This is a genomic window from Paenibacillus sp. OK003, assembly GCF_900109515.1.
Taxonomy (GTDB): domain Bacteria; phylum Bacillota; class Bacilli; order Paenibacillales; family Paenibacillaceae; genus Paenibacillus; species Paenibacillus marchantiae.
Genome location: NZ_FOBD01000004.1, coordinates 215050 through 228980 on the forward strand (window position 1 = coordinate 215050; position 13931 = coordinate 228980).

General features: G+C 47.8%; 10 protein-coding genes. 9 read left to right on the forward strand and 1 reads right to left on the reverse strand.

What is annotated here, in order from left to right; translation table 11 throughout:
* The first annotated feature begins 12 nt into the window (after positions 1–12).
* From BMW94_RS07990 to pstB, 8 genes are all read left to right on the forward strand, one after another.
* Positions 13–2391 (forward strand): S-layer homology domain-containing protein, encoded by a 2379-nt coding sequence (locus tag BMW94_RS07990; protein WP_090996731.1) that lies wholly within the window; start codon positions 13–15, stop codon positions 2389–2391.
* A 192-nt stretch (positions 2392–2583) separates the two neighbouring features.
* Positions 2584–5619: a histidine kinase gene (locus tag BMW94_RS07995; RefSeq protein WP_090996734.1), complete on the forward strand. Its 3036-nt coding sequence runs from the start codon at positions 2584–2586 to the stop codon at positions 5617–5619.
* Positions 5620–5640: 21 nt separating this feature from the next.
* Positions 5641–6768, forward strand: a complete 1128-nt coding sequence (locus tag BMW94_RS08000; RefSeq protein WP_254790185.1) for a response regulator — start codon at positions 5641–5643, stop codon at positions 6766–6768.
* A gap of 313 nt (positions 6769–7081) precedes the next feature.
* On the forward strand, positions 7082–8476 hold the full coding sequence (locus BMW94_RS08005) for a stalk domain-containing protein (RefSeq protein WP_254790167.1): 1395 nt from the start codon (positions 7082–7084) through the stop codon (positions 8474–8476).
* 55 nt (positions 8477–8531) lie between these two features.
* The gene (locus BMW94_RS08010; protein ID WP_063565318.1) at positions 8532–9395 is read left to right on the forward strand and encodes a phosphate ABC transporter substrate-binding protein; all 864 of its coding nucleotides are present in this window, start codon (positions 8532–8534) and stop codon (positions 9393–9395) included.
* 107 nt (positions 9396–9502) lie between these two features.
* On the forward strand, positions 9503–10471 hold the full coding sequence (pstC, locus tag BMW94_RS08015) for a phosphate ABC transporter permease subunit PstC (RefSeq protein WP_063565319.1): 969 nt from the start codon (positions 9503–9505) through the stop codon (positions 10469–10471).
* The gene (gene pstA, locus BMW94_RS08020; RefSeq protein ID WP_064635983.1) at positions 10468–11376 is read left to right on the forward strand and encodes a phosphate ABC transporter permease PstA; all 909 of its coding nucleotides are present in this window, start codon (positions 10468–10470) and stop codon (positions 11374–11376) included. Before pstC ends, pstA begins: the two co-directional genes overlap by 4 nt.
* Positions 11377–11429: 53 nt before the next feature.
* Positions 11430–12185: a phosphate ABC transporter ATP-binding protein PstB gene (pstB, locus tag BMW94_RS08025; RefSeq protein ID WP_175480623.1), complete on the forward strand. Its 756-nt coding sequence runs from the start codon at positions 11430–11432 to the stop codon at positions 12183–12185.
* A 63-nt stretch (positions 12186–12248) separates the two neighbouring features.
* On the opposite strand, the gene BMW94_RS08030 is transcribed toward pstB, so the two are convergent.
* Positions 12249–13127 (reverse strand): SDR family NAD(P)-dependent oxidoreductase, encoded by an 879-nt coding sequence (locus tag BMW94_RS08030; RefSeq protein WP_090996740.1) that lies wholly within the window; start codon positions 13125–13127, stop codon positions 12249–12251.
* Positions 13128–13262: 135 nt separating this feature from the next.
* Here BMW94_RS08030 and BMW94_RS08035 point away from each other — a divergent pair, with 135 nt between their 5' ends.
* Positions 13263–13721 carry a MarR family winged helix-turn-helix transcriptional regulator gene (locus BMW94_RS08035; RefSeq protein ID WP_090996743.1) on the forward strand — a complete coding sequence of 153 codons (459 nt, stop codon included), beginning with the start codon at positions 13263–13265 and terminating at the stop codon, positions 13719–13721.
* The last annotated feature ends 210 nt before the right edge of the window (positions 13722–13931 follow it).

The window sequence follows — 13931 nt, forward strand, 5'->3', positions numbered from 1 at the left end:
GGAGTGACTATCTTGCCAAACCATAAGGGACATTTATTTTCAGCAAAATCGAAACAATCCATGAAGGCTATTCTGGCTGCGCTGCTTATGGTCTCCATGATCTTTTCGTGGCTTCCTCAGGCACACGCCAGTGTAGATCCTGTTATTCATATTGGAGAAGTATCTGGCAAACCAGGAGACATCGTCGAAGTACCTGTATCCTATGATTCAAAAGGCTCAGAATTTTCTTTTTATCACTCTGAATTGTCCTTTGCCTATGATTCGGCTGTGCTTGAACTCGTTGAAGGGGACGAGGTTGTAAACCGCCAAGCCTATGAAAATTATCAGGGGGTCAGCCTGACTGAAGATACGTCTGCTCCAGGTTATATTTCAGTGATCATGACGACACAAAATTTCATTCAGGAATCTGCGGCATTATATTCCCTTCATTTCAAAATCAAGGAGAATGGGACTACGGGTCCAAGTTCAGTAACTTTGCATACGGGCGCATTGGTAGTGGAATATGATCCGTTTCAGGTGACTGGGGAAAATGGGCAAGTTACTGTGCTGGCCGATGAGAAGCCGGTTGGGTATGGTGTTGTCTATATCGGATCAGAAGAAGGAAAAGCAGGTGACCAGGTAACGCTAACGGTTGATACGGCGGTGCTTTCTCAACCGATTGGCTCTTATGGGGTACGTCTGAAGTTCAACCCTGCAGCTTTGCAGGTGACTGATGTTACAGGCAGTCCGGGAATACGACATCATGCGAATAATGAGACAGGATCGCTTATCGTGGGCTGGAGTGATGAAAATGGAGGACTGAGTCCTATTCCAGCATCCGAGAACTACCAAACGTTGTTCAATATTGAATTCAAGATCACCTCCAGTGCTGTCGCAGGTGTGTATCCGGTGCAGTTCGTCAACGAGACGCTACTCGAAAACTTCACCGTGACGGATACCGATGGGATTGAAATGATGAAACAGGCAGTATCAGGCGATATCAAGGTCGTTGGTGAGCCAACAACGCCAACAACGCCATCCAATCCGGGTTCGTCCGGTTCAGGAAGTTCATCCGGTGGTTCGTCAACACCATCCACGCCTGCAAGCACTTCCGAGAAGATTACCGTAAATGTGACCAATGAGCGGAATGCAACTGCCGTTGTCTCGGCAACAACGATTGAAAGAACAACCGGGGCAGATGGACGCAAAAAAGACGAGGTAAATCTGACGGCTGAGCAGACTTCTCGTGCAATTGCAAGCCTGAAGAAGGCCGGTTCGAATATTGCCCGAATCCTGATTCCGGATGAGAAGGACGAGGTATCCGAGCTGAACGTGAAGCTGCCTGCCAAGTCTACTTCACTGATGGCAGACGAGAAGATGAATCTGTATATTGAAACGGATAACGCATCCCTGCAACTTTCGCCGAATACTTTACAGGGACTGGACTCGGAAGTATACTTCCACCTTGTGCCGATCAAGGATGCAGCAGGACGTGAAGTGGTGGAGCAACGTATCCACAAAGATCCATTAATCGTCAAACAGTCAACCAATACCGCTGATTTCCGCTTGGTAGGTCGTCCAATGACGATTGAGACGAACATGAGCAGTCGTCCAGTGACGGTTGTGCTGCCCATCAGAGATATGAACCTGACGCAGAAGGAACTGGACAAGCTGCAAGTATTTATTGAACATAGCGATGGAACGAAGGAGCTCGTTAAGGGGAAAATCGTTAAGTTTAATGGAACAGATCAACCGGGAATTGAGTTTGAAGTCACCAAGTTCAGCACATTTTCCATTGTGCTCATGAGTGGCAGCAATACATCAGCCTACATTCAAGGTTATGCGGATGGCACGTTCAGACCGAATCAAGCCGTTCAGCGTGCTGAAATGGCTGCCTTATTGTCTCGGATACTGCCGTCTGGCAGCGACGAGGCTGCGCTCAATACATCATATCGGGACATGCCGGTTGCTGAATGGGCACGCGAAGCGATTACAAAGGCTACTGCGGCAGGTTACATGCGTGGCAATGCTGCCGGGGATTTCATGCCAGGGCGTTCCATTACACGAGCCGAGATGGCTGTCATTATTGAGCGAATTTTGAAAACTCAGGAATCAGCTGCGGATGTAGATGCAGAAGCAACTACAGCAACAACGGCTGTGTCCAACGAAGCTGCTGATCTTACACAGCAATGGGCACGTGAAGCCGTTCAGCGTGTATTGGCAGCAGGTATCATGAGTGTGTCCCAAGACGGGGCATTCCGTCCGAACGATGCTGTGACACGAGCAGAGGCCGTTACATTGCTGAATCGTCTGGTTCATATCGAACCTGATCTGTCCAGTACATCCAAATGGAAGGATGTATCTGTTGGTCATTGGGCTTATGGTGCAATCCAGGCTGCATCCCAGAATTAAAATGTTGAATGCTGATCATGCCTGTTCCTATCCTGAGCTAGGGACGAGCATGATCAGATGAAAATCCAGGAGGCATCTGCGGATGCCTTTTTTTCATCGTTATATCGCAGCCTTGAAAAAGGATGGACAGCGTCAAGCGTGAGTGCGAAAATAACGCTATATTGAGAGGTAGCTGCTACGGAAGAAGGAGAGATGACTGTCATCAGAACGGATCGGTTTTTGTTAGGGGTTGGATTAATGACAATGCTGCTCGCACTCGTGGTTGTGTTGCAGATCGGGGGTGGACGAGAGACGCCTGTTGCCAAGCAGGGGACTCTGGAGCTGGCAGACTTCTCATGGACCAGCCATACCATTATTCCGCTGGATGGAGAATGGGAATTCTATCCTGAGCAGCTGCTCTCACCACAGCAGATCCATCTAACGCATATCAAGCCCATCATGATGCAAGTGCCTGGTAACTGGGATGAGGCTGTGATCAATCAAGGCTATCCAATGAGCGGGAAGGGGTACGGGACCTATCGCCTGATTGTGCGGAATGTGCCTCAAGGGGAGCAGCTGGCAATTGCCAAACGGTATGTTCGATTCGCGGATGCGATGTATCTGGATGGGCAGCTGATGAGTCGATCAGGGCTTCCCGGCACATCTGCGGGATCTTATAAACCACGCAATGAGCCATATACGATTTATTTTCATACGGAACAAGCAGAGCTCGAAATTGTATTACAGGTAGCTAATTTTGATTTTCGCAGCGGTGGCATCTACAACTCGATTGAACTGGGGTATGCCAGTCAGATTGAAAAAAGAACGATGATTCAGTCTGGACTGGAGCTGTTCATCATGGGGATTGTAGTTATCTTTGGATTGCTGTTTTTCTATCTCTATCTTCGTCTGCATCGTGATCGGATTCAGTTGCTTTACGCTCTATTTTTCTTGGGTTTTGCCGTCATTGTGGTGACGAATGGAGAGCGTCTGTTATTACAGCTTGCGCCGGGAATTCCCTTTGAGTTCGCCTTCAAAATGAAATATGCAGCGGTATATGGTGTCTCCGTCGTTGTTAGCATGATTACATGGAAACTTGCTCCTGGACTGGGGCAAACGATCAGAAGGTGGCTTCAGCTGCCAAGTGTTCTGCTTGCTCTATACGTCGTCCTGATCCTGATATCCCCATTTCGAGTGTATTCGTCCATTCAGGAAGGCATGTATAGCGTTAACCTGTTGTCTTATGCTGTAGCCTTTGCTGTCATTCTACATCACTATGTTATGAAAAAATATGAGAGCAAGAGTCGTGCCCAGTTACAACTGCTTATCACATGTATCTGGCTTATGCTTGTAAACTACGTTCTTGGCATCCTCGTAACGTGGTATCCGGTGAGTCAGATTCTACTGAATTGTACAACATTAGTTATTTTGAGTGTATTTGCCGTGCTCCTGATCTATCAATATGTTAGAGCTTATGATGCGATGCAGCGGCTTACGCAGCAGCTCCAATTATCGGACAAGGTAAAGGATGAATTTTTGCTGCTTACATCGCATGAGCTGAACTCGCCGCTTCACAGCATCATTCATTTATCCCGTTCTCTTCTAGGAACATCGTTGAGACGCACGAATGAGACCGAAATTCGAAGCAAGCTTCAACTCATACGCAATACGTCATACCGGATGTCCAATCTGGTGAATGATCTGATTGATATGTCCCGATTTAGAGACGGCAATATGAAGATTGGGGTGGGCACTGTTGATCTGGTATCCTGTCTTTCGTTGGTCACGGAGGTGCTCGGGTTTCTGGCTACGGGAAAAGGAATCGTTATGGTACGCAGGCTGGAGCCTGAGGCCCGCTATGTTATGGCAGACGAGAGTCGTCTGCTGCAAGTGCTGTACAACCTTGTCTATCATATGATTGGTCAGCATAGTCACAGGGAGCTGGTATTCGAGTGTGAGCGGCATCAAGAGCGAGTGCGGATTATGCTTCGTTTCGAAGCACATACGGAACAGATTACCCCATTGGGGACAGAAGAACGCCCTGATTTAGAGAGTATGTATAACGGTTCAGCAGGCTTGTCTGTTGCAGCAGAGCTTGTCAGCATGATGGGGGGACAGCTTAGCGTCAACGATGCAGCAGAATCAATTCAGATCGAGCTTCCATCCGCAGAAGTTGCTGGCATGGAGAACGTCATAGAGACTGCAGTATCTCAGGAGAAGCTCGGAGAGGATTTATCGGGATTGCCGTCCGGCAACGCTTCAGCAGCCATATTGATTGCAACAACCGATCTTGTGGACATGGAGCACCTGAATACATTACTTTCTACAGAAGGTTTTCAGGTGAGCTTTGCGGACTCCGACATGGAGGTGCAATCGCTGCTTGCAAGCGGCAAGCTGCCCGATCTCGTCATCGTGGATGCGATGCTGCCTGCGGTTACCGGTTATGAGGTGTGTAAACAGATTCGACTGGAATTCAGCCAGGTGGATCTGCCGGTTTTGTTTATCAACATGCGCAGTACACCCGCGGATATTGAGGCATGCATTAAGGCAGGAGGTAACGATTTTATTACACGCCCGCTGGATGCGGGTGAGATTCTGGTCCGAGTACATACCTTGCTCGGCATGAAACGGCTGGTGAAGGAAGCAGCGAACAACGAAATGGCATTTCTTCGTTCACAGATCAAACCGCATTTTCTGTATAATGCTTTGGGAACGATTATGTCATTATGCTTCACAGACGGGCCTAGAGCGGGAGAGCTGTTAGGCAGCTTCAGTCGTTATTTGCGAATTCTTTTTCATCTGGATAACTCGGAGGAACTGATTCCGCTCAGCAAGGAGATGGAGCTGATTCAGGCCTATGTGGAGATCGAGCAGGAGCGCTTCGGTTCACGTCTTCAGGTTAAATTGGATGTGGACAGATCACTGTATTCCTGTAAAGTGATGCCACTCCTCATCGAACCGCTGGTGGAGAATGCTATCCGGCATGGGGTGTCGAAGAAGATTGATGGAGGAACGGTTCGGCTATACATTCAAAAATATGAAAATCGGGTTCAAGTGGTGGTTGAGGATGATGGAGTTGGCATGTCTCCTGAGCAAGCCGCAAGTATTCTGGACAGAAGCCATACCGAACAGGGAATTGGCTTGCAAAATGTCCAGAGGCGACTGAAACATCTGAATGGACAAGCACCTGTGATCCAGAGTGAACAAGGTCACGGGACGAAGATAACGTTTGAATTTCCATACCAATAAATGAAGGGGGAACCTGTAGTGATGCAAGCGTATTTGGTGGATGATGAGCCGCATGCTTTGAATATGCTGGAAATGTTCCTTGCTCGAACAGGTAAAGTACATGTCGCAGGGCGTGCGGCTAATGGCTTCGATGCGCTTGCTGCACTTCGGAACATTCACCCGGACATCTGGTTTCTGGATATTGAGATGCCAGGAATGAGCGGATTGGAGTTGGCGGCGAACATACACGAGGTGGAACCGGATGCCTTGATCGTGTTCACGACTGCCTATGATCAGTATGCTGTGGCCGCTTTTGAACATGAAGCACTGGATTACCTGCTCAAACCGATCGAGATGGAGCGCTTGTCACGGACCATTGAGCGATTGACGAAGGAGAAGAACAGACCCACGGAGCCCGTTGTCGTCAACACGGATAATACGGACAAGTTGTTTGTCCAATTACTTGGAACATTCCGTGTTGCAATCACCAATGGAAAGACGATGATGTGGCGAACAGCCAAAGAGAAGGAGCTTTTTGCTTATTTGCTGCTGAATAACCCTGCGACAAGTGCAGTTCACCGGGATCGCATTATCGAAAAGTTATGGCCTGATGAACCTTATGAGAAAGCCAAAATTTATTTGCACACCTGTGTGAGCCTGTTACGGAAAAATTTGCGGAACATGGGTATTGAACATTTGTTGAGATATAAAAGTGAGCACTATATCTTGGATAAAGAACGGATCAGAGCAGACGTATATGATTTCCTGGACATTTCGTTCAGGGTGGAGCAAGAAGCAGATATGCCGATATCTCTCATCGAGCAAACCTTACATTTGTATCAGGATGAACTGTTACCTCAGGAGGATTATCCATGGATCGTGGAGCTGAGTCATCGGCTTGAGCAATTTTCACTGGAGCTTAAACTGAAGCTTTCCGAGAAATATCTGGATTCCCATAACGGCAGAAAAGCAGCAGAGGCAGCAGAACGTGCAATCAGTCAATCGCCCTATGAAGAAGAAGCCTATCGTCGTGCCATGCAGGCATACTTGTATATGGGTAAACACGATCATGTGCTGCGGATCTATCGCAATCTCAAAGAAAGATTGACCGAGCTTAACATTCAGCCCTCCCTTGTCACGAGACAATTATATGAACAGATAGAGGTCTGAAGAATCGACATGTTCTGATACTGGAGCCGCATTTTAACTCACAAAAAACGAGTCATGGATCATAATCCATCGACTCTTTTTTTGTATTTATGAAAACATTGACAATTCGTTAACAATTCCAGGATTTCCCGTTTACAAATCTCTCCTATAATTACAATGGTGATAGGTCATTTTTACGATGAACGTGGAAGTTTGGGGGGATGAGCCGGACAAGCTCTCATAAAGACGATACATGCAGAATACCAGACAGCAGGGCATGACAAAACAAGGCAAAATTAAATGGAATAGAGAAGGGTGACAAGAGCCAATGTCGATGAAAAAGGTGTTAGTGGTGTCCATGGTAGCAACAGTGTTAGGTACTTCTGTGGTTAGTGCAGTATCGGCTGCTCCTGCAGTGAAACCTGCGGCTAATGCAGCTCAGGTGCAAAATTCCACGCTTACAATAAACGGTAACAGCGTCGTCGTTCGTTCCATCGTTAAAAATGGCGAGACACTCGTGTCACTTCGTGATGTGATCAAAGCCATCGGCGCACAAGCCGAAGTACATAGCGGAACGACGGTGATCAAGCTGAATGATCACAGCGTGACGCTCCAAAACAATAGCAAACAAATCGTGGTAGATGACGTCAAAGTGAATCTGAATCAACCCGTTACTATCATCGGTGGTACCAGTTACATCGCTCTTCGTCCACTGGTGTCGGGCGTTGGCGGTACGATTGTCAAGCGAAACGGACTGCTTGAGATCAGTACGGTATCCTTGATCGATGAAGTCGAGAATCCTCGTTTTGCCGGAGCAGATAAGCTGATTGTCTCCAAAAGCGATAACAATGGCAGAAACGATTATCTCGTCAATACAACAAGCGGCAAATATGAATTGTTGTTAACGACAGACGGTGGATCGGATCTCGTTATTTCGCCGAGTGGTGATCAAGCGGCGTATACGAATGCCGAAGGAGCGGTTTATGTTATTGATCTGAAGACCAAGGCTTCCAAACTGATCACGAGTGACAACAGCATCAAGCCTGAGTTGGTATGGTCTGCTGACGGGAATGCAATCTACTTCCTGCAAGGGGATAAAGGGTCCGTGATTGCCAAGCTGAATCTGGCGGATGGCGCGATTACGAAAGTGGTCGAAGACAAGGTGGACTATAAGGAAAACCTGAATGTTTCTGCTGACGGCAAGAAATTCATCTATACCGTAACCACCCTTGGTACCGTAACTTCGGATACAACCAATGTGGATGAAGACAATGTCTCCATTGACTTCTCATCCAATCAACAGCAAATATTTTCGTATAACACAGGAAATTCAAAACCAGAGGCTGTGAAGCTCACAACATCAACTGACGACAAAGTATTTGTATGGTCTGCTGACGGACAAAAAGCCTACTACGTAAGTGTACCTTCCGAAGACGGTAAAGCATCATTGCTGTCTGTGGATTCATCTCAAAAGTCTACGCCGGTGTATTCCGAGTACGATGTAGAACAAGCTATTCTATCGGGTGGCATCTTGTATGTACTTGCGGCCCAGGATGACAGCAACAGCGTGATCCTTTCGATCGACCCGGTAACTGGAAAACAAACCAAGCTGTACACCGTATCTTCCGATGTATCATCCATCGCGGTTGCCGGAACACAAATCTCTGTGGTTGAGAACGGCCGAGTCCTGGTACAAGCTGGCGGAAGCTGGAGAGCCGTTACGAAGTAATGTTATATATCAAATATGATCACAAGCTTTTTAATTCGAGAGGAGTTTAATTAACATGAAAAAATGGATCAAACCCTTCACAGCAATGCTTATGGCTGTATCTCTGATTGGTGGACTGGGTGGCGCAACGACAGCATCAGCTGCCAAGAGCACAGAGAAAGGTAAAATTGTCATTAACGGTTCCTCCGCATTGCTTCCGCTGACACTTCAAGCTGCCAGCGAATTCAAAAAAGATAATCCAAAAGTTAAAATCTCGGCTTCCGCAGCAGGTTCCATCACAGGTCCTCAATCCGTTCGTAAAGGGATCGCGGACATTGGCGCTGTAGACTGGGATGCATCCAAAGATGTACCTGGCTTCAAGAAATTTGATGGCTTGGTAGCCAATCCGGTAGCTGTAACAGTGTTCACGGCTGTTGTGAATACCAATGTGGGTGTAAGTAATCTGACAACAAAACAACTGCAGGACATCTTCTCCGGCAAAGTGACCAACTGGAAGGAAGTCGGCGGATCGGATGCCAACATCGTTGTGGTTAACCGTAAATTTGGTTCCGGTACACGGGTTAACTTCCAACAAAAAGCTCTGGATGGCAAGGATTTCATGAGCAAAGGGGACAACTACAAAGAGGTTGGCTCCAGCGGTGATATGAAAACAACCATTGAAACAACACCAAATGCAATTGGTTATATTGACCTTCCGTACGTGACTAGCAAAATGAAGGCTGTATCCATCAATGGCGTGGCACCAACAGAGAAAAACGTCCTGAACAAAACATACAAAGTATGGGGCATTGGATATTACATGACCAAAGGTCAGCCTACGGGAGCAACCAAAGCGTTCATCGAGTATATCCAAAGCAGCAAGTTCCAGAACGGTTCCCTGAAAAAACTGAAATTCATCCCGCTTGCTGCCGTTAAATAACGAAAGCTGCGAACGTTTATCATTCTCGCATTTCATAAGGAAAGGGATAGCCAGCTTCTGCGCATGGTCGCCAAGCTGGCTTCTCTATGTGAAAGGAAGAGCCCTTCATGATCGATTTAAATCCATCCACGAACAGCCCTGCTCCGAGTGAGCTTGGTTCAAGCATCGGCAAGGCTCCCGGATCGGGAACCCGATTTGACCGTAAGGCGCGTTTAAGATGGTCCAATAAACTGTTTCGCATGGTCTGTATTGGCAGTACATTGTTCGTTTGTCTGGTTCTGTTATGCATTCTGGTCCTTATGCTTCGTACGGGCGTTCTGACCTTTGCGGATGTTTCGCTCAGCGAATTCTTTTTCTCTACCAACTGGGACCCGGAAAATGAGCATTACGGTGCGCTGACCTTTATTCTGGGAACGCTGGCACTGACGGGGCTCACGATGCTGTTTGCCATTCCAATCTCCGTCATCATTGCCGTATTTCTCGCGGAAATGACGCCAAAATGGCTTCGCCATATTCTGCGACCCGTATTGGATCTGTTGGTGGGTATTCCTTCTGTGGTATACGGTTTCTTGGGACTGACGATTCTCATCCCCTGGCTCAGGGATATCAGTGGACATGATCTGGCGGACGGTTTGCTCGCAGCGTCCATCGTTCTGACGATTATGGTGCTGCCTACCATTAGCCGGATCAGTGATGATGCCATATCTGCTGTACCGAACAAATACCGGGATGCAGCTTATGCGCTTGGTACGAACCGATTCCAAACCATAACTCGTGTGGTCTTGCCTGCTGCAAGAGGCGGAATCATGTACGCCGTCATTCTCGGGATGACTCGTGCCATTGGAGAAACGATGGCGGTGGTGATGGTCATCGGCAATACGGCGCAACTCGCTAACAGTCTGTTTACACCAACAGCGGTGCTGACAAGTAATATCGTCATGCAAATCTCAAGCGTCGAATTCGATTCCACCTGGAATCACGGGCTGTATATGATGGGCTTTATCCTGCTTGCCATTTCCATCTTGATGATTGTAGCCGTAAGAATGCTTCAGAAGAAAGGGGGGCGCTACTCATGAGTATGAAGAAACAGGCGAACGCTGTCCCCGCCTATTCGTTCGGCAAACGCAGAGGTGCATCCACGCTGATGGACCGGATTTTTACGGGCATGGTATGGGGTGTAGGGATTGTCGTCATTTTATTCATTGTTGGACTGTTATTTCTTCTTCTGGAAAAAGGGCTGCCTTTGCTGAGCTGGGACTTTCTATATGGTGTTCCAAGCGAGATTGAAGAAGGAGGAGGGATTGGGCCGGCGCTGTTCAACTCGTTCTATGTGCTGATTCTATCCCTCCTGATCTCGATTCCCATCGGCATGGCAGCCGGGATTTACCTGGCGGAATTTGCCCCAAACAACAAACTTATGGAGATCGTGCGGATTTGCGTGGAGGGACTGTCTTCTGTTCCATCCATCATCTTTGGTTTGTTTGGTATTGCCCTGTTTGTGGAGTTCTTCGAAATTGGTCTTACGATTCTGGGCGCCGCCGTCAGCCTTGCCTTTCTGAATCTGCCTGTGCTTACCAGGGTAACCGAGGAATCGGTTCGGGCGGTTCCGGTTGAACTTCGTAATGCGTCCTTTGCCCTTGGCTCTACCCATTTGCAGACGATCCGTAATGTATTGCTGCCGGTGGCTATAAACGGGATCATGACAGGTATTTGCCTCACGGCAGGTCGCGCATTCGGAGAGAGTGCCGTCATTATTCTGACCGCAGGGGTATCTACATCCGGGGAAATGTGGGACTTCAATTTGCTATCGCCAGGAGGAACCCTTGCTGTACATCTGTGGTACATCCAATCCGAAGCAATTGTTCCGGATGCCGAGGAAATTGCGCAAAAGACAACGGCTGTACTGATCTTTGTGGCCTTGCTCATTAATATTCTGTTCCGTGTGCCAATTTGGCTGAATGCACGCAAAAATCAAGCCTGATGGGTCAGGCGGATCCAGTAACAAGATCAATTTCAACACCGGGAGGAACTATTGTGCGGTCAATCATTGAGATCAACCAATTGAATTTATATTACGGTCAGTTTCAGGCGCTAAAGGATGTTTCCATTGAAATTCCGGAACGGGCCATTACCGCTTTCATCGGACCGTCCGGTTGTGGCAAATCGACGCTGCTGCGGACCCTCAACCGCATGAATGACCGGATACCGGGAACACGTATCGAAGGTAAAGTGGCCGTAGGCGGGACGGACATCTACAGCGGCGAGGTGCATGTGGAGACCATTCGCAAGAAGATCGGTATGGTTTTTCAGCAGCCGAATCCTTTTCCGAAATCCATCTACGATAATATAGCCTTTGGCCCACGACAACATGGCATTCATGGCAAAAAGAAGCTGGATGAGATCGTTGAACAGAGCCTGCGTTCTGCCGTCCTGTGGGATGAAGTAAAGGATAACCTGAAGCGTTCCGCGTTAAGTCTATCCGGAGGACAACAGCAGCGCCTCTGCATCGCACGGGCACTGGCAGTGGAGCCGGACATTCTGCTGATGGATGAGGCTACGGCATCGCTTGATCCCGTCTCGACCTTCAAGATCGAGGAGTTGGCTCATGAGTTGAAGGAACGATATACCATCGTGATGGTTACGCATAACATGCAGCAAGCAGCTCGGGTCTCCCAGCAGACGGTGTTTTTCCTGAATGGAGAGGTCGTAGAATACTCTGCGACCCAAGATATGTTCGCCGAGCCCGTCGATTCACGTACGCAGGATTATATTAGTGGTCGATTTGGTTAATTGTGAATCGGCAAGAGGTGGAAGTCTTTCAGATATGATCTGAAAGGCTTTTTCTATTTTCCATTAGTTCAACAGACCGTATTGCTCCAGTAATTGTGTCGTAACCTTCCACAGCTTGTTTTGCATTCCAGTATCTCCACCCGGATACACAGGAGTGATGGATGCCCCCCTTCCAACATTGAAATACCCTCCCGTAACTTCTCCGAAATTCGGCTCCACAGCCAACCGGGTCATAATGTCCGCACCCCGCCGTGGGTCGCCGATGTGTAAAAAGGTTAAAATGCGCTCAAGCAAACTCGCAAACCACAACTCCCGACCAAGACCCGTAACATTAAAGCCTGGATTCAAAGCATTCACTCGGATTCCTGTTCCTTCCCATTGACGGGCAAGTTCGCCAGTAAACATAATATTGAGCAGTTTGGTTTTGCCATAGATGACAGAGGAGCCGCGTGCAGTAAAGGGATCGGTATCCGTCAAATCATCGGGCAGCACCAGTTTGCCGTGATTCTGCGAGGCTTCAGAGGCAACATTGACGACTCGGGCGTGGCCTGCCTGAACCAGAGACGTATGCAACGTGTGCGTTAGCAGCCAAGGTGCCAAATAGTTCACGGCGATCATCTCGGCAAACCCTTCGGAAGTGACCCTCTGTTCAAAAGCATGAAGACCCGCATTATTCAAAAGAACATTGATACGCGGATAAGCAGCTGCAATTTCAAGCCCCATACGTTTGACATCGCTCAGTAAGGACAAATCTCCAAAGAAAAAGTTGATCTTGGCGGATGGCTCAATTTCCCTGATTTTGTTTCTGGTAGTCTCGGCGCGTTCTTCGCTTCTGGCTGTGAGTACAAGATGTGCACCATGTTTGGCAAGTTCAATGGCGGCAAGCTGCCCCAGTCCACTTGTTGCTCCGGTAATTACAATAATGGGTTGTGTTGTTTTCATAACGAGGTCTCCTTTTGACACGAATAGGATCGAACTATATAATGGACATAAATCAACTATATAATTTAATTGATATTTGTCAACTATATATTCATAAGCCTACTTTGATGTATCGAGGAGAGGGAAAAAACAATAATGAGTGAAAACCCGGTTAAAACCAAAGATAGAGAAACTCTGGAACTTGCACTTGGTGAGCAGATCCATGCGCTAATTAGTGCTTCGCATGCGCTTTATGTCCGATCTGCCGAGCGTTTTGATGCGACTATGCAGCCGGCCGCTTTTCATTTGGTGCGGTGGTTGTATTCTTACGGTCCTACAAGCGCAGCAGCTTTGGCAGAAGCGACGGCAATGGACCGCAGTTCGGTGAGCCGTTTGATTAAACAACTTGAGAAGGCAGGGTATGTAAGCAAGGAGCCGGACCTCGAAGATCGACGCGGCGTTTTGTTGTCTTTGACGGAGCTTGGTCAACAATCGACGGTGGGTGCGCTCAAGGAGAAGGAGTCAGCTTTTTATGAACGCATATCGAGATGGAATGATGAGGAACTGGAACGTTTCACCACTATGCTTCGGCGGTTTAATGGGTTTAATGGTTAGGGAGAGATGTCATTTCACAACCCGTTAACTTCCCCTTCACAAAAGTAAACATGTAAAAGCTACATCAAAATCCTAACAAACCCAGAGCACCTACGGATTCAGGGCGCATTGCGCCTGTGCATTCGTGGGTTCTTTTTTCTATATTCGGCAAATGTTCCGTCCTCAGATGTTTACAAAGACCTTCATTTATACCTCTTCAGCACCTCTGAT

Excerpts from the sequence above, each read along its gene's own strand:
- BMW94_RS07995 (WP_090996734.1), top strand. The coding sequence starts at position 2,584 with ATGACTGTCATCAGAACGGATCGGTTTTTGTTAGGGGTTGGATTAATG.
- pstA (WP_064635983.1), top strand. The coding sequence starts at position 10,468 with ATGAGTATGAAGAAACAGGCGAACGCTGTCCCCGCCTATTCGTTCGGC.
- BMW94_RS08000 (WP_254790185.1), top strand. The coding sequence starts at position 5,641 with ATGCAAGCGTATTTGGTGGATGATGAGCCGCATGCTTTGAATATGCTG.
- BMW94_RS08005 (WP_254790167.1), top strand. The coding sequence starts at position 7,082 with ATGAAAAAGGTGTTAGTGGTGTCCATGGTAGCAACAGTGTTAGGTACT.
- BMW94_RS08010 (WP_063565318.1), top strand. The coding sequence starts at position 8,532 with ATGAAAAAATGGATCAAACCCTTCACAGCAATGCTTATGGCTGTATCT.
- BMW94_RS08035 (WP_090996743.1), top strand. The coding sequence starts at position 13,263 with ATGAGTGAAAACCCGGTTAAAACCAAAGATAGAGAAACTCTGGAACTT.
- BMW94_RS08030 (WP_090996740.1), bottom strand. The coding sequence starts at position 13,127 with ATGAAAACAACACAACCCATTATTGTAATTACCGGAGCAACAAGTGGA.
- pstC (WP_063565319.1), top strand. The coding sequence starts at position 9,503 with ATGATCGATTTAAATCCATCCACGAACAGCCCTGCTCCGAGTGAGCTT.